This is a genomic window from Variovorax sp. ZS18.2.2, from assembly GCF_024701975.1.
Taxonomy (GTDB): domain Bacteria; phylum Pseudomonadota; class Gammaproteobacteria; order Burkholderiales; family Burkholderiaceae_C; genus Variovorax.
The window spans coordinates 412,951-434,293 of record NZ_JANLNM010000002.1 but is presented as its reverse complement, the minus strand read 5'-3'; the positions used below and the strand labels follow the sequence as shown (position 1 = coordinate 434,293).

Below are 21,343 nucleotides of genomic sequence, written 5' to 3'. Positions count from 1 at the left end.
GGCGAGCATTTGCAACGCCGAGCGGGTGCGTCTGGGCGGGATGAGCGGGCATGGCGGGTTCGTTCACACCTTCTCAGGCCATGGTCGCAAGCGGCGTGTTGTGCGCGGTGCGCAGGCCGAAGCGGTCTTGTGCCTGCTGACGGTAGGCCGAGGGCGTCATGCCCTTGAGCTGCAGGAAGCGTCGGTTGAAATTCGCGAGGTTCGCAAAGCCCACCTCGTAGCAGATGTCGCTCACCAGCCGGTCGGAGGTCTGCAGCATCTCGCAGGCCTTCGTGATGCGCAGCCGCGTCACGAAGTCGGTGAAGGTGCTGCCCATGTGCTTGTGGAAGTAGCGCGAGAAGCTGCTCTCGGCCATGTTGGCCACCGCGCACACGGCCGGCAGCGAGAGCTCTTCGGTCAGGTGCGCATCGAGGTAGTCGAGCACGCGGCGCATGCGGGTGTTGGCGCTCGGGTCGTCGTCCAGCGGGCCGGCCGCGCTGGAGATCTGGCGCCAGTCTTCCCAGTTCGCCAGCTCGTGCAGCAGCCCGATGAATTCCGAGAGCCGGGCCATGCCCTCCTGGCCCTGCACGCGCACGAAGCGCTCGCGCATCCGCTCGTGGATGCCGAAGAACTCGATGCCGAGCCTTGCGCGGTCGAGCATCGGCAGCACCGCCTCCAATTCCTGGAACAGGCCCGAGGCCTTGCGCAGCGGCTCGTCGCGGAAATGAATGACCATGCTGCGGTCGGCAATGCCCTCGGGCGGCACGTCGTGGGAAATCCAGGTGTGCGGCAATCGCCCGCCGACGAGGGCCACGTAGCCCGGCTCGAAGCGGCCGATGTGGTTGCCGACATAGGCGTCGCCGCTGCTGCGGTTGATGATCTGCAGCTCGTACTCGTCGTGGTAGTGCCAGCAGTCGAACGGCCAGGGCACGCCGTGCTGCAGGCAGCGCACCGAACTGCCGCCCGCCGGCTCGAAACCGAGCCGGGGGTCGCGCATCAGTTCATGCTCGAGTTCCGGCTTTCTCGCGTTGTTGTATTTGCTCATGGCGTCTCCCTGGGTGTGACCACGGGTTGCTTCTGAGCATGCGGCGTTGCCAGTGGCGGGCGTGGTCGCCCGTCAGGCGCCGGCCACCTTCATGCGGTTGACCAGAATCGACCCCGTGGTCTTGGCGCCGAAAGTGTAGGCGTCCGCCCCGATGGCTTCAATGCCCATCAGCATGTCCTTCAGGTTGCCGGCGATGGTGATCTCCTCCACCGGGAAGGCGATTCGGCCCTTCTCGACCCAGAAGCCGCTGGCGCCGCGCGAATAGTCACCGGTCACGTAGTTCACGCCCTGCCCCATCAGCTCGATCACGAAAAGGCCGGTGCCCAGCTTGGCGAGCATGGCGTCCAGGTCGTCGCCGTGCTTGGTGATGCGCGAGCTCAGCGTCAGGTTGTGCGAGCCGCCGGCGTTGCCGGTGGTCTTCATGCCGAGCTTGCGGGCCGAGTAGGTGGAGAGAAAGTAGCCCTCGAGCCGGCCCGCATCGACCACCTTGCGTGCCCGGGTGGTCACGCCTTCATCGTCGAAAGGCGAGCTGCCCTTGCCGCGCATCACATGCGGGTCTTCGGCGATGTCGATGTGCTTGGGCAGCACCGGCTTGCCGAGCGAATCGAGCAGGAACGTGCTCTTGCGGTACAGCGCCCCGCCGCTCACGGCCTGCACCAGCCCGCCCAACAGGCCCACGGCCAGCGGCGACTCGAACAGCACCGGGCATTCGGTGGTCTTGATCTTGCGCGACTTCAGGCGGCTGAGCGCCCGTTCGGCGGCGTAGCGGCCCACGGCCTGCGGGCTCGCAAGCTCGTCGGCCGCGCGCATGGAGCTGTACCAGGCGTCGCGCTGCATGTTGTCGCCCTTGCCGGCGATGGGTGCCACCGAGATCGAGTGCCGCGAGCTGGCGTAACCGCCGCGGAATCCGTGCGTGTGGGCGCTGAAGAAGTGGCTCTGCTGCGCCGAGACGCCCGCCCCCTCGCTGTTGGTGATGCGCTTGTCGGTCGAGAGGGCTGCCGCTTCGCATTCCAGCGCCAGCTTTGCGGCTTGCTCGCTCGTCACGTCCCAGGGGTGGAACAGGTCGAGTTCGGGGTGTTCCTTGGCGATGTCTTCTTCGTCGGGAAGGCCGCTGACCGGGTCTTCGGCGGTGAAGCGGGCGATGTCGTAGGCGGCCTGCACGGTCTGCTTGATGGCGCCCTCGGAGAAATCGGAGGTGCTCGCGTTGCCGCGGCGGTGGCCCACGTAGACCGTGATGCCGAGCGACTTGTCGCGGTTGCGCTCGACGTTCTCGAGTTCGCCCTTGCGGACCGAGACGCTGAGGCCGCAGCCCTCGGAGGCCTCGGCGCCCGCATCGGTCGCACCGAGCTTTTTGGCGTGGGCCAGGGCCGTATCGACCAGGTTTTCGAAGAAGGAGCGGCTGTAGGCGAAGCCGGAATCGGCGCGCGAGGAGGATGTCGTCATGTGGTGGCTATGATACTTGCGCACCCCTTTTCCCGTTTCCCCACTGTCTCTGTTGCATACATTGCAACGCCGCACGGTGCGGCCCAGAATCCAACCCCATGTCCCGCAAACCCAAAAAAGGCTATTTCGTCCGTGGCCAGTTCGTTGCCGAAGGCAGCGAACTCGACCTGGAGCTCAAGCGCGAGCTCAAGGGCACCGACGAGGCCAGCCGCACCGATCTCAAGCGCGAAAGCGACGAGCTGCAAAAACTCGGCGAAGAACTGCTCGGCCTGCGCGCGGCGCTGTTCGACGCGCTCCCGCTGGGCGAAAAGCTCGTCGATGCCGTCATCGAGGCCAAGCGCATCACCAACTTCGAGGGCAAGCGCCGCCAGATGCAGTTCATCGGCAAGCTGATGCGCAAGCTCGACGAGCCCACGCTGGAAGCCGTCAAGCTCGCCCTGACCGAGCAGAACAGCACGCCCGCCGCCGAAACCGCCGCCCTGCACGAGGCCGAACGCTGGCGCGACCGGCTGATTGCCGACGACGACGCCCTCGGCGGCTGGATCGAGACCCACCCCGCCACAGACTCCCAGCAGCTGCGCGCCCTGGTGCGCCAGGCCCGCAAGGACATGAAGACCGGCCCGGCCGGCGAGGCGCCCCGCCAGGGCAAGGCCTACCGCGAGATCTTCCAGCTGGTGCGGGAGCAACTGGCCGTGCATGGCGGCGACGACCACGCCGCGGCCGCCGCAGCGCAAGACCGCGAAGAGGACGCATGAGTTCGGCGTTCGACCCGGTCCGCATCGGCATCGTCTCTGTCAGCGACCGCGCCTCCAGCGGCACCTATGAAGACAAGGGCCTGCCCGCGCTGAAGGAATGGCTCGGTCGGGCGCTGAAGAACCCCATCGAATTCGAGCCCCGGCTGATTCCCGACGAAACGGCCCTGATCAGCGCCACGCTGATCGAGCTGGTCGACGCCGGCTGCTCGCTGGTGCTGACCACCGGCGGCACCGGCCCCGCCCTGCGGGACGTGACCCCCGAAGCCACCCTGGCCGTCGCCCACAAGGAAATGCCCGGCTTCGGCGAGCAGATGCGCCAGATCAGCCTGCGCTTCGTGCCGACCGCGATCCTGTCGCGCCAAGTGGCGGTGATCCGCGACAAGAGCCTGATCGTCAACCTGCCCGGGCAGCCCAAGTCGATCGCCGAGACGCTCGAAGGCCTGAAGGATGCGGATGGCGCGCAGGTCGTGCCCGGCATCTTCGCGGCGGTGCCCTACTGCATCGACCTGATCGGCGGGCCGTACCTGGAAACCGACGACGCGGTCTGCAAGGCATTCCGGCCCAAGTCCGCGATCCGCCCCACGCGCTGAGCGCTGTTACTTGACCAGCGTCAGCAACGGCGCCCCCTTGTCCTTGACCATCGTCACCAGGAACTTCGCGGGCTTGGTGGTGCTGGCATTGCGGCCGACGGTGTGGATGTCGTTCGGGCCTTCGTAGAAGGTCTGACCCGGGGTCAGCGTGACCTCCTTGCCGCCCTTCACGCCCATCACGATCGATCCTTCGAGCACGTAGATGAAGGCGTGGGCATCGTGGCGGTGGACCGGATCGACGGAGCCCGGCGGGAAGTCGACGATGAACGAGATCGCCTCCTTGCCGGGCATGTCCGCCAGGTCCTTCGTCATGAGCGCGGTCACGGCGGCTTCGGGTGCCGCCAGGGCGGGCGCCGTGGCGAACACGCCGAGCGCGAGGCCGAGGGAGATGCAGGTCTTTTGAAAGCGGGTCATGGGTTGTCTTTCCGGCCCGTGTGGCAGGCCTTGAACGAATGAGTTGATGAGCAGGTCGCCAGCGGCTCAGGCACGCGCACGCTGTGCGAGCCAATCTGCGAAGCGGGTCGTCCCGAGACGCGGAGCGGTGCCGGGTGTCAGTGAGCGGTCGTCGAGCTGCACGCCGAAGTAGCTGGCCTCTGCGTCGGTGACGACCGGACGCTTGTCGCCGGTTGCCGCGAACAGGCGGCGCACCAGGGTGTCGAGCGGCAGCGCCTCGGGGCCCGCGATCTCGATCCGGCCCCGCGCGGGCGGCTCGGCCACCACCGCGGCCAGTGCAGCGGCAACATCGTCCGCCGCCATCGGCTGGATCAGCGCATTCGAGAGCCGCACCTCGCCGCCCCGCACGCCCCCGTCGGCGATGCCGGCCACGAACTCGAAGAACTGCGTGGCCTGCACGATGGTCCAGGGCACGGACGAGGCCTCGATCAGCTCCTCCTGGCGCTGCTTGGCGCGGAAATAGCCGCTGGCCAGCAGGCGATCGGTGCCGACCACCGACAGCGCGATATGGTGCGCGACGCCGGCCTCCGCCTCGGCCGCGAGCAGGTTGCGCCCCGCGGTGTCGAAGAAATGGAGCGCCGGCTCGTCCGCGAACGAAGGCGAATTCGCCACGTCGATGACGACCTGGGCGCCCGCCAGCGCCTCTTTCAAACCTTCGCCGGTCAACGTGTTGACGCCCGTGGAGGGCGAGGCTGGGTTGACCTCGTGGCCGGCGTGGCGCAACAGGGCCGCGAGCTTGGAGCCGATGAGGCCGGAGCCTCCGATGATGACGATCTTCATGGTCGATTCCTCGGTAGATGGAGTCAAAAGGAACGCCCCCCGTGGGCGTCCATGCGAGGAAGACGTCCAGCGGGGGGCGTTTGTGACACCGGGTCGAAGAATCCCGAAATCGGGCCGCATGCTTGGTGCGTTGACCACGAGCAGCGCTCGTCCGACGGCAGATGTCCCCGAAACCAGTACTGCAAGGGAACGCCAGGCCAGGCAAGCAGATGATCCACATCAGCCCACCATGCCGAGCAGTTGGTTCAGGTCAGCGGCCCGCCCGTAGCGCCGAGACTGGAATTGCCGGCCTCGGAGAGGCTCTGCGATCCAATTACCGCATCCGTTGGAGCCAGCGCAATGGCTTGGTGATGCGCCACGAAGTGGAGGCCAGCAGCGCCTCGACATGCATCTGCGCTGCGGCCGCCTGAGGCCGAAGAAGCTCGAGTTCCGCTCTCGCCATGTTGAGCATTTCGCCCTGTTCGGCGTGCTCTGCCGCAAGTCCGAGGTGGACTGCGCTCAATCGGGCGACCTCGTGTTGTGCAGATTCGCTGCGTGCCAGCATGGAGCGCAACGTCACGTTGGCTGCCGCCAAGGTGTCGTATCGGGCAAGAAGCTCCGAATGTTGGATCACCATGGCCGTCAGCTTCTCCTGCACATCGATGCCTTGTATCGACGCATCGTGAAGGCTTCCTTCGAGGGCTTCGATTTTCGCTTCCAGGACGCTGAGCGCGGTCCGCAGTTCGACCGCATTCTTATCGGCCTCCAGGAGCCTTGTGCGCAAGAGAGCACTGTCCTGTCCGCTGCGAGACGCCGATTCGGCAAAGTCCGAGACCACTGCCTGCACTTCCTCGAGCTCATCGCGCAGTCGTTGCATCGTCGAGAAAGACGCCGTATTCGAATCTCCTTTCGGAGAACTTGCCGCAAGCCGCACATTGGCAAACGCCTTGAGGCTGTGCTGAAAGACTGCAGAATTCTTGCCGTAGGAGTTGTCGCGCAACGTGCACGGAACATCCAATAGCGCGGAACCGATCGCGACATGAAGACGGTCGGTGTTGATGTGACGGGCCTGAGCAATAGCCTTCAGGAAGCACCATGCCGCAAGAGGCGCATCGCGCGGCCCAACCCCGAGCATGAACAGGTCCGAAATATCAACGTCGGACACCGGGACACCCACTGTGGATTCCCGGTCCAGTCGCAGCATGTCGACGCTGGGCCACGTCTTCAGCGCTTCGACCGAAATACCGACGCCTGTCATCTTGGACTTCAGCAGCTCAAGGCCCGGCCCCCTCAGCGTCTCGGTGTCGAGGAACTCATTTGCGTCCAGGTGAAATGCCATGTCGTGAGTCAACCGAACATCGAGAGAGGGATTTACCCTCCGGATGTGCGCATGGCTCGATACATCGCGAACAAACAGCGTACAGCTGTCATCCAGCCTGCCGAGGAGTTCTTCGTTGCCACGCACGGTATGCGGCAGCAGCACGATCCGACGTGCATGACCCAGAAAGGTCTCGTAGGCAGTCTGTATGTTGTCGTACAGCGGGATCAGGTTGCCGCCGCCGCCCAGAAAGACGACCTCCCCTGCCACATCGGCATCAAGGCCAATCACGCTATAGGCGATACCTGCCCGCGCGAACGCCTGAAGTGTTGCGGCGGCGATAAGTGAGTCTCCGCCGTTGCCTGGGTTCGGAAAAAACAAGATTCGAGAGCCTCGGTATGCCTCCAGATACTCTTGAAGCTCGTACCGAAGTGCCCTGAGAGCATTGGGATTTTCTTGACTTTTTTTCAAAGGAAGTTTCCGCTGTGTGCCGCAACAGAGCAGCCGGAAAAGCAAGGGCGTCAGGCAGATACCGGCACGCTGGGCAACCCGAACTCGAAAATGGATCGATAGCTTGCGACTGCCGGAAGCGGCAGACTGCTCGCCATACGCTTGCTCATGTCGACGATGCCTTTGGCGCGCGACAGAAAGAAGGCCTCGCGATATGCCTGATCGAGCGTTTCTCGCAACAAGGGCGCGATAGACATCCCGGCCGCTTTTCGAGTCACCACCAGGTGTTCGAGCTGGCGGGTCCAACGAAGGTGAGCGGCGTACCGAGTTCGTCCTTGTGCCCATCCGTCCTTTGCCGCATCGATCTCGCAATAGGCATGGACTTTCGGATCATCGTAGAAACTCGCGAACACCCGTTGCGAAAGCCCTTGGCGATAGGAGCGGTCGCAAAATTGTTCCAGACTCAGTGAGCGGATCATCGTCGTGAGTGCACGAGGCTCGTAGATCACGCGCAATCCCCGTGCGGCAAGTCGCCAGCCCAACTCGATGTCCTCGCATCCAAAGTGAAACTCCGGGCGAAACACGCCGTGCTGGACCAACAACTCCCGCTTGCAGGAGCTGCGTCCTCCCCAGAACTCGGTATGACTGAGTTGCTGCCCTGGTTTCATCCAGCCATAGGAAAACAGCTGGCAGCCAACCTCCGTCACGTGGTGCATCAGAGGGGATGCCGCCACCTCGGGGGCAAGACGCGTGCGGCCCAGTATCGCAACCGCCAGGTCGGGATTCGCGATGTGCGCGGCCAGGTGCGCTGTCAGGAGATCGGGATCCGCGACGTCGTCGTCGTCCAGGAAGACCACGAGTGGTGCCCGCGCCATGAACACCCCGAGGTTCTTCGCGGCTGCGAGCCCTGCGTGATTGGGGCGAACAATCCGCAGAGGCAGCCTGTCCTTCCACGCGTCCAGCACCTGCGGGGTCGTGTCCGTGGATCCGTCGTCGATGGCAATCACCTCGAAGCGGTTTTGATCAAGCGTCTGCCGCGCGAGCGCGGCCAGAACCATCGGCAGCAAATGAGCGCGATTGCGTGTAGTCAACAGTGCGGATATTTCCAGCGTCACGTGTGAACCTCCAACACGGTGAATGCCTCGTTCTTGTCCAGGTGGGGGTGCCTTGCAAGCAAATCCGACATGCTCAGATGCGCCGTGCGAGTGTCGTAGCCACCGGCGGGACGGCGAATTCGATGGGCGATAGGGGTAGCGTCCAGGATGCCCATGCGCAGCCCTCGGTGCTCCAGCTTGACGGGCCAGACGAAATCGAGCCCCCATCCCATCCCGACCTCAGGCCCAAATGGCAGCAACAGCTTGCAAGCATCCCTGCGGATGCAGACCACAGGCCCGATTTCAACGAACCGTGTCCGCCGGGCAGCTACCCCGGGAATCACTTGAACGATGGGGTGATCGGTAAAGCTGTCCGAAGTCCGCGCCGGCTGAGACAGTGCGAAGTCATGCTTGTCCGACAGACGGATCAGCGCATCGAGAAAGCCCGGCCCCACCTCGACGTCGTCATCGCAGAGCAGCACCCAATCAAAATCGAGCGCATCTTCGGTCAGCTGATCAAGCAGAGAGAATTTCGGCGCAGGGGCCGTCACCACCTTGTAGGTACAGGGCAGATCGAACCGACCAGCACCTCCCGGGGCCAAGGCAATCCAGCGCTGGCAAACGTTGTGCTGCGCACTGCCGGCCAGCTGATGCACAAGATGCGCAGCGGTGTTTGGCTTGTCCGCCATGTAGACCCCGGCAACCAAGACGTTAGCCATCCAGCGCCTCCATCAGCAGCTTCTTGATCACCGCCGTCGAGAACGAATTCTCCATGTGCTTGCGGGCATTGGCCGAAAGCCTCGACCACAAGGCATCGTCGCGCAGGAGCTGGATCACGCAGGCTGCGAACGCCTCTTCGTCGTCCGCAACCAATATGTGCGTGCCATCCTGCAGCGACATGCCTTCCGCCCCGACCGTTGTGGCGACAACCGGCAACCCGTGCATCAACGCCTGGCCCACCTTGCCCTTGGCCCCTGCGCCCCAGCGCAGCGGCGCAATGGAGATGCGATGCCGGTCCAGTTCGGCAGCAATGTCCGAAACGAAACCGAGAACTTCGACGCCCGGCTGCGCCCCCAGAGCAAGAACTTCATCGGTCGGGTTACTGCCTGCAATGCGGAGAACCGCATGCGGCTCCGCGCGGCGTACGAGCGGCCACACGCGTTCAACGAACCAGCAGATGGCATCTCCATTCGGCCTGTGCCAGAAACCGCCTACGAAGAGCAGGCCCTCACGGCTACTGAGGTCTGGCGGCGCGTTCTCAGGCACCTCGAAAACGAGAGGGATGACATCGACAACGGCCTCGGGCGCCAACGACAGCAGCACCTGCTTTTCGTCTTCGTTGATGGCCAATGTGACGTCCGCGGCTTTGGCGCACGCCACTTCGATATCCCTTTGGCGATCAGCCTTTTCCATCAGTCCGGCATCGCCAAACAGAGTGGCCTCGCGTGCCATGCGCACCCCATGGAAGTCCACCATGTCGTAGGCGATGCGCGCAACTGGGCAGCGCGTGCGAACCATTGGCATCACAAGATCCACGATCGAGGGAAACGACAAAAAGGCCCAGTCAAGGTCTCGCCCCATGCCCACCAGGTAGGCATCGAGTTCTGGGAGGCCATAAAGAAAGCGATTCACGCCGATGCCACCGAGCACATCCTCGTAGCGCTTCTTCCCCTCCGGCGTCGCCAGAACCCCCGGCAAATGCGCGCGCTCCGTTACTGAGGCGAAAACGATGGACCAGCCCGCCTCGCCCATCAGGCCGATCAGTGTCTTGAGGCGCAAACCACCAGCCTGCTGGTCGTAGAGAGGAAGGAAATCCGAAACGACCAACATCTGTCTACCCAGCTTGGGGCGACGCTCCAGCGCTGGTGTTTGCACAGGCGGTGCGACCTCGACGATGGGCTGCACTTCGAATGCACCCAAAGAGGGAGATTGCGAAGCAAACACAGGAGGTACGCCCACCTTTTTGCCAAGTATTCGTCGGGCCAGATTTGCAATACCCCGGCCCATCCCGGCGATGCGCCATGACCTGGACGCATAGATAACAGAGATCACGTGCTCGCGATACTTCAATTCGCGCCACAGGTGTTCGACCTCAACCGACTTTGCCGTTTGCAGATGTGCCTGCTGCAACCGGGACGATTCAACCTCTTCGCGCAGCGCGCTCAATTGCGCATGAAACGTCGCACGCTCTTGAAGCAAATAGGCGATTTCCCGATGGAGAACCGCCTCGCGAATCTGGCCCCCCTGGGGAGTTACGACCGAATTTGCCGATGGGAGGCGGACCGAAACCACCTTCCCAGCGGCGGCCAACTTCTCTTCCGCACGAAAGTTCATCTTTCCCTGTTCCGCATTAATTTTAATGATGCCGTAACAGAGTTTAATTCATTTGGATACAGAGGAAATTTAGATTTTCAACGAAGAATTAACAATGGTTTCATGAAAGTCAAAAATATCCAACAAAACAAAGATAGTTAACAATTCAAATATTTTCTAAAACTTTCATTGAACCAACACCTTCAACTTCACAACCAAGTTTTTATAAATCACATGGAATATTTCACATTTCAAGAGAAATTTACTTAAATCAAAGTTCAGCGCGATGGCCCGAACCCATGGCTCTCCGCCGCCTGCTGACACGGCACACGCTCGACCTGCACGGTCGAATGATGGATGTCGAATTTCTCCGCCAGCAGCGTGCGCAGTTGCAGCATCAGCGGCGCCATGTCGCCCACTTCAGGCGTACACACCACATGCACGCTCAGGCTCACCTTGCCGCTGGAGAGCGCCCACACATGCAGGTCGTGCAGGCTGGCGACGCCCTCGCTGCCCAGCAGCGCACTTTCGACAGAAGGCAGATCCACTTCGTCAGGCACCCCTTCGAGCAGCACATTCAGGCTCTCGCGCAGCAACCGCCAGGTGCGCGGCAAGACCCACAGCCCGATGGCCACCGCAATCACCGAATCGACCCACGCCCACCCGGTGAAGCGGATCACCAGCGCACCGACGATCACGCCGACCGAGCCCAGCATGTCGGCCCACACCTCCAGGTACGCGCCCTTCACGTTCAGGCTCTTGTCCTTGCCGCTCGCCAGCAAGCGCATGCCGATGAGGTTGACGACCAGCCCGCCCACGGCCACCAGCAGCATCATGGTCGACTGGATCTCCGCCGGCGCCGAGATGCGCCTGTAAGCCTCGTACAGCACATAGATCGCCACGAAGAACAGCAGCACCGCGTTGAGCACGGCCGCGAGGATCTCGAAGCGGTAGTAGCCGAAGGTGCGCCGCTTGTCGGCCGGCCGCTTGCCGATCCAGATGGCGGCCAGCGAGATCGCCAGCGCCACCGTGTCGGTGAACATGTGGGCTGCATCGGAAAGCAGCGCGAGACTGCCCGACACCAGCCCGCCCACCACCTCGGCCACGAGGTAGAGCGAGGTCAGCAGCAAGGCCCAGCGCAGCGCCTTCTCGTTGCCGCCCACCGCGTGGGCATGTTCATGTGCCATGGGGCATCACTCCTTGAGAACCTGGAGAAGGATCGAGCGGTGCGCCGTGGCGCCGCTCTCGGGCGTCTTGCAGTTCCTCGTCTTCGTCGCGCCGGTGGGCGATGCGATAGAGCAGCGGAAGCACCAGCAGCGTCAGCGCGGTCGAGGACAGGATACCGCCGATCACCACCGTCGCCAGCGGCCGCTGCACCTCGGCGCCGGTGCCGGTGGCAATCGCCATCGGCACGAAGCCCAGCGACGCCACCAGCGCCGTCATCAGCACCGGCCGCAGGCGGGTGAGCGCGCCTTCGCGGATCGCCGCGTCCAGCGGCAGCCCGCCTTCCCGCAGGTTGCGGATGAACGAGATCATCACCAGCCCGTTGAGCACCGCCACGCCCGAGAGCGCGATGAAGCCCACCGCCGCCGAGATCGACAGCGGAATGCCGCGCAGCCACAGCGCCACGATGCCGCCGGTGAGCGCGAACGGGATGCCGGTGAACACCAGCAAACCGTCCTTCAGGTTGCCGAACATCGCGAACAGCAGCGTGAACACCAGGAGCAGCGACACCGGCACCACCACCTGCAGCCGCTGCGTGGCCGAGGCGAGGTTCTCGTACTGGCCGCCCCACACGGTCCAGTAGCCGGTGGGAATGGTCACCTGGCGCATCGCCTCTTCGGCTTCGGCCACGAAGGAGCCGAGGTCGCGGCCGCGCACGTTGGCGCTCACCACGATGCGGCGCTTGCCGTTCTCGCGGCTCACCTGGTTCGGGCCGGGCGCGAGCTCCAGCGTGGCGACTTCGCCGAGCGGGATGAAGCTGGTGCGCAATCCCTCGGCGCCGGCGCCCTTCGGCAGCGCGACCGGCAGCCGCTTGATCGCCTCCAGGTCGGTGCGCAGGTTCTCGGGCAGGCGCACGAGGATGTCGAAACGCCGGTCGCCGTCGAACAGCGTGCCCGCCTCGCGGCCGCCGACCGCGATGGAAATCGCGTCCTGCACGTCGCCGACGTTGAGGCCGTAGCGTGCGGTCTTCTGGCGGTCGATGTTCACCGTGAGCATCGGCAGGCCCGTGGTCTGCTCGACCTTCACCTCGGCCGCGCCGGCGATGCCGGTGAGCACCTTCGACACTTCAGCCGCCGTCTTGTCGAGTACCGCCATGTCGTCGCCGAAGATCTTCACCGCCACGTCGCTGCGCACGCCGGAGATCAGCTCGTTGAAGCGCAACTGGATCGGCTGCGAGAACTCGTAGTTGTTGCCCGGCAGCTTCTCGACCTCTTCCTGCACCGCCGTCAGCAACTCGGCGCGCGTGCGCCTCGGCGTGGGCCACTCGCTCTCGGGCTTCAACATGATGTAGCCGTCGGAGATGTTCGGCGGCATCGGGTCCGATGCGATCTCGGCCGTGCCGGTGCGTGCGAACACGCGCTCGATCTCCGGGAATTTCGCCTTCAGCGTGCGTTCGAGCTGCTTTTGCATCTCGACCGATTGCGTGAGGCTCGTGCCCGGGATGCGCAGCGCCTGGATCGCGAAGTCGCCCTCGCTCAGGCTGGGCACGAACTCGGTGCCCAGCCGCGTCGCCAGCAGGCCCGAGAGCAGCACCGCCACCACGGCCGTGGTGATGACCACCGGCTTGGCCATCATCACGCGTGCGAGCAGCGGCTCGTAGCCGCGCTTGGCCCAGACCATCAAGCGGTTTTCCTTCTCGCTGACCTTGTTGCCGATGAACAGCGCCACGGCCGCGGGGATGAAGGTGATCGACAGGATCATCGCGCCCACCAGCGCAATCACCACGGTGAAGGCCATCGGGTGGAAGAGCTTCCCCTCCACGCCCGTGAGCGCAAAGATCGGCAGGTACACGATCATGATGATCAGCTGGCCGAACAGCAGCGGGCGCCGCGCCTCCTGCGAGGCGGCGAACACTTCGTGAAAGCGCTCGCTGCGCGTGAGCGGCCGGCCGTGCTTTGCTTGCGCATGCGCGAGCCTTCGCACGCAGTTCTCCACGATCACCACCGCCCCGTCGATGATGATCCCGAAGTCCAGCGCGCCCAGGCTCATGAGGTTGGCGCTGACCTTCTGGTTCACCATGCCGGTGAAGGTGAAGAGCATCGACAGCGGAATCACCAGCGCGGTGATGAGCGCCGCGCGGATGTTGCCCAAGAAGAGAAACAGGATCGCGATGACCAGCACCGCGCCCTCGAACAGGTTCTTCTTCACCGTCGCGATGGCCTTGTCGACCAGCACCGTGCGGTCGTACACCGTCACCGCCTTCACGCCCGCGGGCAGCGTGCGGTTGACCTCCTGCATCTTCTTGTCGACCGCTTGCGAGACGGTGCGGCTGTTCTCGCCGATCAGCATGAAGACGGTGCCCAGCACCACCTCGCGGCCGTTGTCGGTGGCCGCGCCCGTGCGCAGCTCCTGGCCGATGCCGACCTCGGCCACGTCCTGCACGCGCAGCGGAATGCCGCCTGCGTTGCCGAGGATCACGTTGCCGATGTCTTCCACCGACTTCACCTGCCCCGGCGCGCGAATGAGGTACTGCTCGCCGCGCTTCTCGATGTAGCCCGCGCCCACGTTGGCGTTGTTGCGCTCCAGCGCGGTGACCAGGTCGGTCATCGTGAGGCCGTGCGCCAGGAGCTTCGCGGGGTCGGGCGCGATCTGGTATTCCTTGTCGTAGCCGCCGATGGAGTTGATCTCGGTCACGCCCTTCACGTTGCGCAGTTGCGGCTTGATGATCCAGTCCTGGATCTCGCGCAGGTCCGTGGGCGTGTAGGGCTTGCCGTCGGGCTTCTTCGCGCCCTCTTCCGCCTCCACGGTCCAGAGATAGATCTCGCCGAGGCCCGTGGAGATCGGCCCGATCACCGGCGAGATGCCGCTGGGCATGCTCTCGCGCGCCGACTGGATGCGCTCGTTCACGAGCTGCCGCGCGAAGTAGATGTCGGTGCCGTCCTCGAAGATCACCGTCACCTGCGAGAGCCCGTAGCGCGAGAGCGAGCGGGTCTGCTGCAGGCCCGGCAGGCCCGCCATCACCGTCTCGATGGGGTAGGTCACGCGCTGCTCGGCTTCGAGCGGCGAGTAGCCGGGCGCGGAGGTGTTGATCTGCACCTGCACGTTGGTGATGTCGGGCACCGCGTCGATGGGCAGCTTCTGGTAGCTGAAGACGCCGAGCGCGGCCATGCCGAGCACGGCGAGCAGGACGAGCCAGCGCTGCGCGATGGAGAAGCCGATGATGCGTTCGAACATGCGGCGTCCTCAGTGGGTGTGCGTGGCAGAGCTCTTGCCCTGCTGCGACTTGATGACGAAGCTGCCGCTCGCGGCATAGGCCGCGCCGGGCTTCAGGCCGCCCACGATCTCGATGCGCTTGCCGTCGCTGCGGCCGGTCTGCACGTGCTGCGGCATGAAACCGCCGGGCACCTTGAGGAAGACGGTGGGTTTTTCTTCCACCGTCTGCACTGCCTCGGCCGCCACGGTGACGGGCGCGTCCGCCTCGGACGACACCAGCTCCACGTTCACGAACAGGCCCGGGCGCCACACGCGCTGCGGATTGGTCAGCGTGACGCGCGCCGTGGCCGTGCGCGTCTGCGCGCCAATGAGCGAGCCCACGTACGACACGGTGCCGCTGGCAGTCTGGTCGAAGGCGCTGGAGCGGATGGTCACCGGCTCGCCGATGCGCACCAGGTTCAGGTTGTTGGCCGCCACGCTGATCTCGGCCCACACGGTCGAGAGGTCGGAGATGGTGAAGACGTTGACGGCTTCTCCCACCGATTCGCCGAGCGAGATGTGCTTCTCGACCACCATGCCGTCGAAGGGCGCGCGCAGCTCGTAGCGGCCGAGTGCGGCCGAACCCGGCGTGGCGCCCAGCGCCAGCAGCTTCTGGTTGGCGTTGGCCACGGCGATCTGTGCCTCCTGCATCGCCTGCTGGGCCTGCAGGTAGTCCTGCTGGGGCGAGATCTTTTCTTCCCACAGTTTCTTCTCGCGCTCATAGGTGGTGCGGGCCAGTTCCAGCCGGCGCTGCGCCGATTGCAGCGCGCTGCGCTGCTCCGAAAGCCCCGGGCTCGACAGCACCGCGAGCACCTGGCCGCGCTTGACTTCCTGGCCGAGGTTGGCCGACACGCTGTCGACCACGCCCGCCACGCGCGGCACCACATGGGCCGTGCGGTCTTCGTTGAACTTGATCTCGCCGGGCAGTTGCAGCGATGTCTTGATGCGCGCGGGGCCGGCGCTTTCGATCGCCATGCCGGCGGCCTTGACCTGCTCGTCGGTGAAGGGGATCGTTTCCTCGTCTTCCTTGTGCGCCGCCGATTCGGTCGCTTTCGATTCGGGCGCTTTCGACCCGGCCGTTGCTTCGGCGGAAGCCACCTTCTCCTTGGCCGCCTCCTCGCCGTGGTGCTCCTTGTCGCCATGGCCCTTGGCCTCTTCATGACCGTGGTCGTGGTCCTTGCCCTCGGCTTTTCCTTCCTCGTGGTGCTCGCCGTCGGCATGCCCGCCGGCCTCGGAATGGCCCGCCGCCTGGGGCTTGGCCGGGTCGGTGCGCAGGATCAGCGCCCCCGCCGCGAAGCCCAGGACCAGGATGGCCACGACGGCCATCCACTGCTTCTTGCTGGTGCGCTCGGTGAAAGTCTTGCGTTCTTCTTGGGTGTTCATGATCTTGGGTGTCCGTGTCAGCGTGCGACGGGCGTCGCGTGCAGGGTTTCTTCGCCGTCGGTGCCGAGCAGGCGGTCGAGTTCGCCGGCCGCGCGGTGCGCATCGGCCAGCGCAACGAGGTACTGGTTGCGCACCTGGAACAGCGTGCGCTGTGCATCGAGCGCTTCGAGAAAGCTGAACTTGCCCAGCTCGAAGCCCTTGGTCGCGGCCTTGTAGGCGGTCTCGGCGCCCGGGAGCGCATCGCGCTGCAGCGTCTCGGCGGTGGCGCGTGCGGAGCGCAGGCGCTCGGTGGCCTGCGCCACGTCGGCGCCCAGTTGCAGCTCGGCAGCGGCGAGGTCGTCGCGCGCTTTTTCTTCGCGGCTCAGGGCTTCGGCAAGGTTGCCGCGGTTGGTGTCGAAGATCGGCAGCGGCACCGAGAGGCCGACGACGACCTGGTTGCGGCGGCTGCTCGCCCCTTCGGCGTCGGTGGACGCGGGCACGCGCTTGGCGCCGAGCGACACGGTGATGTCGGGAATGCGCTTGGCCCGCTCCAGGCTGGAGAGCGCCTCGCGCCGTTCGACTTCGAGCCGTGCCTGCCGCAGCACGGGCGCTGCGAAGAACCGGCCTTCGACGTCCTGTGCCGAGGCGAGCGTCGGCAACTGATCGACTGCGCCCTCCACCTGCGTGAAGCGCGGCGCCGGGTTGCCCCAGAGCGCGGCCAACTGCTGGCGGGCGGAGCGCAGCGTGCCCTCGGCCTGCAGCAGCTCGACGCGCACGCCCGCCTCGGCCACGCGCGAGCGGGTTTCCTCCAGCGGCGAAACCTTGCCGGCCGTGACGCGGTTGGCGGCCGCCTTCGTCGCGATCTGCGCGAGGCCGACGGAATCCTGCGCGAGCCGCAGGCGCTCCTGTGCGGTCAGCACCTCGAAGAACAGGGTGACGGTCGAGGCCCGCAAATCCGAGCGGCGCGCCACCAGCGCCGAGGCGGCCTGGTCACGCGCGCGTTCGGCGGCCGTCACGCGGGCCGCGCGCTTGCCGCCCAGCTCGATGGGCTGGCTCAGTTGCAGCGTGGTGGTGCGGTTGTCGCGCCGCAGGTCTTCCAGCTGTGCACCGAGCACGGGGTTGGGCCAGGCGCCGGCCTGGACGATGGCGCCCTCGGTGGCCTCCTGCTCGCGCGAGGCTGCGGACAGGCTGGGGTTGGACTGCAGCACCATCGCGACGGCGCTGCGAAGGGTCAGCGGACCCGCGGGCTCCAGCGTTCTGGCGGCCAGGCGGGACGAGGAAGACTGGGAGCCGGCAACCGCCTCTGACTGCGGTGTTTGTGACTGCTGTGAATAAGCCGGGGGTACCGCCAAGGCCAACACGGCCAGCGGCACGAAGAGCGTGCGCATCGAATTCTCCTGGGTTGCGAAACAACGGACGGACGAATTCGGCGAGAGCTCAGCTGATGAAAGGGATCAGTGGTGGGTGGTGTTCTCTCGCCGAATCAGAGGGCGAGAGTCCGTGCGGGGCGCACGGGGACTTCGGAGACATGGGAAACGAAACGCTCTTCCGTTCGAGCGTGCAGCACTTGAAGCAGTTGCAGCGCGCCGACGGCATCGCCGGTCGCCATGTCCACGTGCTGCGCAGCGCCGAAGTGGCTGACGATGCAGTGGCCGACCGCGCCGTTCGGCTGCGTGCCGGTGTCCTGCTTCGCGCCGTCGGTGTTGTGCGTGCGGTCGGTGCTGTTGGGCTCGTCCTGGTGGTGGCCCCAGTGCTCGGGCTGCGTGTCGCGCTCGTGCTGGCAATACGCCGCCGACGCCGCCCAGCTGAGCTGGAACGGAAGCAGGAACAGCAGAAAGATGAGGAGCCAGCGACGCATGAGCCAAAAAGTATATCGAGGGGGGTGTGACACCCCGCTCCGAAAAGCCCTGCGGTTCGAGGGCCCGGCGCAATGTATGACGCCGGGGTGCGGCTTTGTCTGTCAATAGGATTACTAAATGGTAACCAGTGTTTTGAGAGGTATTGGGTACGATCTCGCGATGCGCATTCTTGTCATCGAAGACGAGCCCAAACTGGGCGATTACCTCAAAAAAGGGCTGGAGGAAAACGGGTACGTCGTCGACATCGCCCGCGATGGCATCGAAGGCCGATACCTCGCCACCGAGGGAGAGTACGCACTGGTCCTGCTCGACGTGATGCTGCCCGGCATCGACGGCTTCGCGGTGCTCCAGGCGATACGCCGCACGAAGAATGTGCCCGTGCTGGTACTCACCGCGCGCGACAAGGTCGAAGACCGCGTGCAGGGTCTGCAGCAAGGCGCTGACGACTACCTCGTCAAGCCCTTCTCCTTCTCCGAGCTGCTGGCCCGCGTGCAGGCGCTCCTGCGGCGCGGCAAGGCGCAAGACTCGACCGTGTTGCGCCTTGCCGACCTGGAACTCGACATGGCGAGCCGCAAGGTGTTTCGCAACCGCGTGCGGCTCGACCTCACGGCCAAGGAGTTCACCCTGCTCGTGGTGCTGCTGCGCCGGCGCGGCCAGATCCTCTCGCGCACCACGCTTGCCGAGCAGGTGTGGGACATGAACTTCGACAGCGACACCAACGTGGTGGAAGTGGCCATCCGGCGCCTGCGCAGCAAGATCGACGATCCGTTCGAAGTGAAGCTGCTGCACACCGTTCGCGGCATGGGCTACGTGCTGGAAGACCGCTCCTGGGCATGAGCCCCCGCCCGCAATCGATACAGAGCCGCCTGTCGCTCTGGTTCGCCGCGCAGACGCTGTTCGGGCTCAGCGTGATCTGCCTGGCCATCTACCTCGTGACGGCCTGGAACTTCGGCGAGAAGCAGGAGGATGAACTCAGCCAGAAGGCGGTGCTGGTGGAGCACCTGCTGAAGGAGGCCGAGAAAGGCGGCGACCTCGTCTTTCTCAGGCACAAGCTCGACGACTTCTTCTCGATGCAGGACGACGTGAGCCTGTCGATCTCGCATGCGGGCAAAGGCCTCTTCGAGTCGCGGCCGACCGCCGGTGGCCGCTGGCTGCGCCGCGACCTGACTGTGCCCTGGCAGCAAGGTGGCCTGACCACCAACCTGCAGGTGCAACTCGGCGTGAACGTGGCGCAGGAGGCGCGGCTGCTCGAACGGCTCGCATGGACGCTGCTCGGCGCCGTGGTGCTGGGCACCGCGCTGGTGTCGCTCACCGGCATGTGGCTGGTGCGGCGTGGCCTGCGTCCGCTGAAGGCGCTGGCCGACCTCACCGCGGCCATGGCGCCCGACAAGGCCAACCAGCCGATCGATGCACTGGCTTTCGCAGAGGAGCTTCGGCCGTGGATCACGCAATTCAACGCACTGCTGCTGCGCGTGCAGCGCGCCTACGTGCAGCTCGAATCCTTCAACGCCGACGTGGCGCACGAGCTGCGCACGCCGCTCGCCAACCTCATCGGCTCCACCGAACTCGCGCTCACGCGGCAACGCTCCAACGAGGAACTGCAGGGCGTGCTGACCTCCAACCTCGAGGAGATCGGCCGGCTCTCGGGCATCGTCACCGACATGCTGTTTCTCTCGAAGGCCGACCGCGGCACCTCGACGCGCTCGCGCGCCGTCGTGAGCCTCGCGGCGCAGGCGCGCGACGTGATCGACTTCTACGACGCGATGCTCGACGAGGCGGGGCTGAAGGCCGAAGTGGCCGGCGACGCGATGGCCGATGTGGACGCCTCGCTCGTTCGTCGTGCGCTCTCCAACCTCCTGGGCAATGCGATCCGCTTCGCCGCACCGGCGTCGGCCATCCGCATCGAGCTGAAAGAGGACCGCGACGAATTCGTCCTCTCGGTCGTGAACCGCGGGGAGCCGGTCGACCCGGCCGCCCTTCCCCGCCTGTTCGAACGCTTCTATCGCGCCGCGCAGGCCCGCGACGGATCGACGCGGCACCACGGGCTGGGCCTGTCCATCGTCGAGGCCATCGCGCGCATGCATGGCGGGCGCGTGTTCGCGTCGAGCGAGGGTGGCGAAACGCGCATCGGCTTCACGGTGCGCCGCAACGGCTGAAGCAAGCCCGGCTCAGGGCTTGGCGTGCGCCTCGGCTTCGACCGGGGCCGCCGCGTCGGCGACGGACTTCGGCTTGCGGCCGACGCACAGCGTCATCAGCGGCCCGGTCATCGCGGTGGTGGCGAGCGCCATCACCAGCAGCATCGTGAACAGCTCGGGGCCGATCAGGCCCACGTCGAAACCGATCTTGATGACGATCAGCTCCATCAACCCACGCGCATTCATCAGCGAGCCGGTGGCCATGCTGTCGCGCCAGCTGTAGCCCGCCATGCGCGCGCCGGCCGCGCCACCGGCGATCTTGCCGACGGTGGCGACACCGATGATCAGCAGCATCGCGCCCAGGCTCGCGCCGGTGAAGGCGCTGGCGGTGGTGCCCAGCCCGGCGAGCGCGAAAAAGAGCGGCATCAGCACGACGATGGAAATGGGCTCGATGCGCTCGCTCAACGAGCGCAGGAGGCGGTCGTCACGCGGAAGGCAGGCGCCGAACAGGAAGGCACCGAACACCGCATGCAGGTGCAGCCATTCGGTGAGCAGCGCGGTGACCAGGAGGCCGATCATCAGCGAGGCCATCACCGTGGTCGAGGGCTCGCCGTCGGGCGCCTTCACGCGCAGCAGCCAGGCAAAGGCCGGCTTCAGGCCGAAGAACAGGAAGGCCAGCATCACCACCACGCCGACCGTGATCTTGACCAGGCCCGCATAGCCCTCGCCCGCACCCACCAGCGCCACCACGAAGGCCAGCAGGATCCAGGCGAACACGTCGACCACCGCCGCGGCGCTGAGCGACAGCTGGCCGAAGGAGGTGCGCGTCATGCCGCGGTCCTTGAGGATGCGCGCCATGACGGGGAAGGCGGTGATGGAAAGCGCCGCCGCCATGAAGAGCGCAAACGGCCAGAACGCGACGCCGGCCGGCGCGAGCGTGGGATACAGCGCCGGCGAGATCGCCAGGCCCAACGCCAGCGGCACGATCACGCTGAGCACGCCCACGGCGCCGGCCGCCTTGATCTGCGAGCGCATGTTCTGCGAGGACCGCAGCTCCAGCCCGACGACGAACATGAACAGCACCAGCCCCACCGTCGACAGCGAAGACAGACCCTGCAGCAGGTCCTTGGCGAAGAGCTGCGCATGCAGCGAAGGAAAGAGCGCGCCCATCACGGCCGGCCCGAGCATCAGGCCCGCGGCCATTTCGCCCACCACGCTGGGCTGGCCCAGGTAGCGCAGCAGCCAGCCGCAGATGCGCGCGGTGGTGAGGATGACGACGAGTTGCAGCAGCAGGGTGGTGACGGACATGGGGGATGGGTTCGGAGCGCGTAAGCCGGGCGTGGCCGCCGATGTTAGTGCCGCACGGGGCCCG

18 protein-coding genes are annotated in these 21,343 nt (G+C 65.4%); 4 read left to right on the top strand and 14 right to left on the bottom strand.

Going from position 1 to position 21,343, the window contains the following annotated elements; genetic code table 11:
- Positions 1-73: 73 nt before the first annotated feature.
- Positions 74-1,024 (bottom strand): AraC family transcriptional regulator, encoded by a 951-nt coding sequence (locus NU688_RS12525; protein WP_257860932.1) that lies wholly within the window; start codon positions 1,022-1,024, stop codon positions 74-76.
- 72 nt (positions 1,025-1,096) lie between these two features.
- On the bottom strand, positions 1,097-2,467 hold the full coding sequence (pmbA, locus tag NU688_RS12520) for a metalloprotease PmbA (protein WP_257860931.1): 1,371 nt from the start codon (positions 2,465-2,467) through the stop codon (positions 1,097-1,099).
- A gap of 98 nt (positions 2,468-2,565) precedes the next feature.
- Between pmbA and yjgA the strand changes: the two genes are divergently transcribed.
- Together yjgA and mog are read left to right on the top strand one after the other, a co-directional pair.
- The gene (gene yjgA / locus NU688_RS12515; RefSeq protein ID WP_257860930.1) at positions 2,566-3,222 is read left to right on the top strand and encodes a ribosome biogenesis factor YjgA; all 657 of its coding nucleotides are present in this window, start codon (positions 2,566-2,568) and stop codon (positions 3,220-3,222) included.
- A gap of 23 nt (positions 3,223-3,245) precedes the next feature.
- Positions 3,246-3,812: a molybdopterin adenylyltransferase gene (gene mog, locus NU688_RS12510; protein WP_374684647.1), complete on the top strand. Its 567-nt coding sequence runs from the start codon at positions 3,246-3,248 to the stop codon at positions 3,810-3,812.
- A gap of 6 nt (positions 3,813-3,818) precedes the next feature.
- Here mog and NU688_RS12505 read toward each other — a convergent pair whose 3' ends face one another.
- From NU688_RS12505 to NU688_RS12455, 11 genes are all read right to left on the bottom strand, one after another.
- Positions 3,819-4,226, bottom strand: coding sequence for a cupin domain-containing protein (locus NU688_RS12505; RefSeq protein WP_257860928.1), 408 nt, complete (start codon positions 4,224-4,226; stop codon positions 3,819-3,821).
- A gap of 66 nt (positions 4,227-4,292) precedes the next feature.
- Positions 4,293-5,045 (bottom strand): SDR family oxidoreductase, encoded by a 753-nt coding sequence (locus NU688_RS12500; RefSeq protein ID WP_257860927.1) that lies wholly within the window; start codon positions 5,043-5,045, stop codon positions 4,293-4,295.
- A 313-nt stretch (positions 5,046-5,358) separates the two neighbouring features.
- Positions 5,359-6,723, bottom strand: coding sequence for a polysaccharide pyruvyl transferase family protein (locus tag NU688_RS12495; RefSeq protein WP_257860926.1), 1,365 nt, complete (start codon positions 6,721-6,723; stop codon positions 5,359-5,361).
- 140 nt (positions 6,724-6,863) lie between these two features.
- On the bottom strand, positions 6,864-7,907 hold the full coding sequence (locus tag NU688_RS12490) for a glycosyltransferase family 2 protein (protein WP_257860925.1): 1,044 nt from the start codon (positions 7,905-7,907) through the stop codon (positions 6,864-6,866).
- Entirely contained in the window at positions 7,904-8,605 is a 702-nt protein-coding gene (locus NU688_RS12485) for a hypothetical protein (RefSeq protein WP_257860924.1), read from the bottom strand. The genes NU688_RS12490 and NU688_RS12485 overlap by 4 nt, the downstream gene beginning before the upstream one ends.
- The gene (locus tag NU688_RS12480; RefSeq protein ID WP_257860923.1) at positions 8,598-10,220 is read right to left on the bottom strand and encodes a glycosyltransferase family 4 protein; all 1,623 of its coding nucleotides are present in this window, start codon (positions 10,218-10,220) and stop codon (positions 8,598-8,600) included. The genes NU688_RS12485 and NU688_RS12480 overlap by 8 nt, the downstream gene beginning before the upstream one ends.
- A gap of 257 nt (positions 10,221-10,477) precedes the next feature.
- Positions 10,478-11,386 carry a cation diffusion facilitator family transporter gene (locus NU688_RS12475; RefSeq protein WP_257860922.1) on the bottom strand — a complete coding sequence of 303 codons (909 nt, stop codon included), beginning with the start codon at positions 11,384-11,386 and terminating at the stop codon, positions 10,478-10,480.
- Positions 11,376-14,597 carry a CusA/CzcA family heavy metal efflux RND transporter gene (locus NU688_RS12470; protein WP_257860921.1) on the bottom strand — a complete coding sequence of 1,074 codons (3,222 nt, stop codon included), beginning with the start codon at positions 14,595-14,597 and terminating at the stop codon, positions 11,376-11,378. The genes NU688_RS12475 and NU688_RS12470 overlap by 11 nt, the downstream gene beginning before the upstream one ends.
- 9 nt (positions 14,598-14,606) lie before the next feature.
- Positions 14,607-15,998 carry an efflux RND transporter periplasmic adaptor subunit gene (locus tag NU688_RS12465; protein ID WP_257860920.1) on the bottom strand — a complete coding sequence of 464 codons (1,392 nt, stop codon included), beginning with the start codon at positions 15,996-15,998 and terminating at the stop codon, positions 14,607-14,609.
- Between the two features lie 17 nt (positions 15,999-16,015).
- Positions 16,016-17,365, bottom strand: coding sequence for a TolC family protein (locus NU688_RS12460; protein ID WP_257860919.1), 1,350 nt, complete (start codon positions 17,363-17,365; stop codon positions 16,016-16,018).
- Between the two features lie 95 nt (positions 17,366-17,460).
- Positions 17,461-17,835 (bottom strand): hypothetical protein, encoded by a 375-nt coding sequence (locus tag NU688_RS12455; protein WP_257860918.1) that lies wholly within the window; start codon positions 17,833-17,835, stop codon positions 17,461-17,463.
- Between the two features lie 160 nt (positions 17,836-17,995).
- On the opposite strand from NU688_RS12455, the gene NU688_RS12450 reads away from it, so the two are divergent.
- Complete coding sequence (locus tag NU688_RS12450) at positions 17,996-18,673, top strand: heavy metal response regulator transcription factor (RefSeq protein ID WP_176656377.1); 678 nt, start codon at positions 17,996-17,998, stop codon at positions 18,671-18,673.
- Positions 18,670-19,992, top strand: coding sequence for a heavy metal sensor histidine kinase (locus NU688_RS12445; protein WP_257860917.1), 1,323 nt, complete (start codon positions 18,670-18,672; stop codon positions 19,990-19,992). The genes NU688_RS12450 and NU688_RS12445 overlap by 4 nt, the downstream gene beginning before the upstream one ends.
- A 12-nt stretch (positions 19,993-20,004) precedes the next feature.
- Here the strand turns inward: NU688_RS12445 and NU688_RS12440 are convergent, their stop codons facing one another.
- Positions 20,005-21,279, bottom strand: coding sequence for a cation:proton antiporter (locus NU688_RS12440; RefSeq protein WP_257860916.1), 1,275 nt, complete (start codon positions 21,277-21,279; stop codon positions 20,005-20,007).
- Positions 21,280-21,343: the final 64 nt, after the last annotated feature.

Bases quoted from the DNA above. Each gene is read 5' to 3' on its own strand.
- NU688_RS12465 (WP_257860920.1), bottom strand. From the start codon at position 15,998: ATGAACACCCAAGAAGAACGCAAGACTTTCACCGAGCGCACCAGCAAG.
- yjgA (WP_257860930.1), top strand. From the start codon at position 2,566: ATGTCCCGCAAACCCAAAAAAGGCTATTTCGTCCGTGGCCAGTTCGTT.
- NU688_RS12475 (WP_257860922.1), bottom strand. From the start codon at position 11,386: ATGGCACATGAACATGCCCACGCGGTGGGCGGCAACGAGAAGGCGCTG.
- pmbA (WP_257860931.1), bottom strand. From the start codon at position 2,467: ATGACGACATCCTCCTCGCGCGCCGATTCCGGCTTCGCCTACAGCCGC.
- NU688_RS12470 (WP_257860921.1), bottom strand. From the start codon at position 14,597: ATGTTCGAACGCATCATCGGCTTCTCCATCGCGCAGCGCTGGCTCGTC.
- NU688_RS12460 (WP_257860919.1), bottom strand. From the start codon at position 17,365: ATGCGCACGCTCTTCGTGCCGCTGGCCGTGTTGGCCTTGGCGGTACCC.
- NU688_RS12440 (WP_257860916.1), bottom strand. From the start codon at position 21,279: ATGTCCGTCACCACCCTGCTGCTGCAACTCGTCGTCATCCTCACCACC.
- NU688_RS12500 (WP_257860927.1), bottom strand. From the start codon at position 5,045: ATGAAGATCGTCATCATCGGAGGCTCCGGCCTCATCGGCTCCAAGCTC.
- NU688_RS12505 (WP_257860928.1), bottom strand. From the start codon at position 4,226: ATGACCCGCTTTCAAAAGACCTGCATCTCCCTCGGCCTCGCGCTCGGC.
- NU688_RS12480 (WP_257860923.1), bottom strand. From the start codon at position 10,220: ATGAACTTTCGTGCGGAAGAGAAGTTGGCCGCCGCTGGGAAGGTGGTT.
- NU688_RS12445 (WP_257860917.1), top strand. From the start codon at position 18,670: ATGAGCCCCCGCCCGCAATCGATACAGAGCCGCCTGTCGCTCTGGTTC.
- NU688_RS12525 (WP_257860932.1), bottom strand. From the start codon at position 1,024: ATGAGCAAATACAACAACGCGAGAAAGCCGGAACTCGAGCATGAACTG.
- NU688_RS12455 (WP_257860918.1), bottom strand. From the start codon at position 17,835: ATGCGTCGCTGGCTCCTCATCTTTCTGCTGTTCCTGCTTCCGTTCCAG.
- NU688_RS12485 (WP_257860924.1), bottom strand. From the start codon at position 8,605: ATGGCTAACGTCTTGGTTGCCGGGGTCTACATGGCGGACAAGCCAAAC.
- NU688_RS12450 (WP_176656377.1), top strand. From the start codon at position 17,996: ATGCGCATTCTTGTCATCGAAGACGAGCCCAAACTGGGCGATTACCTC.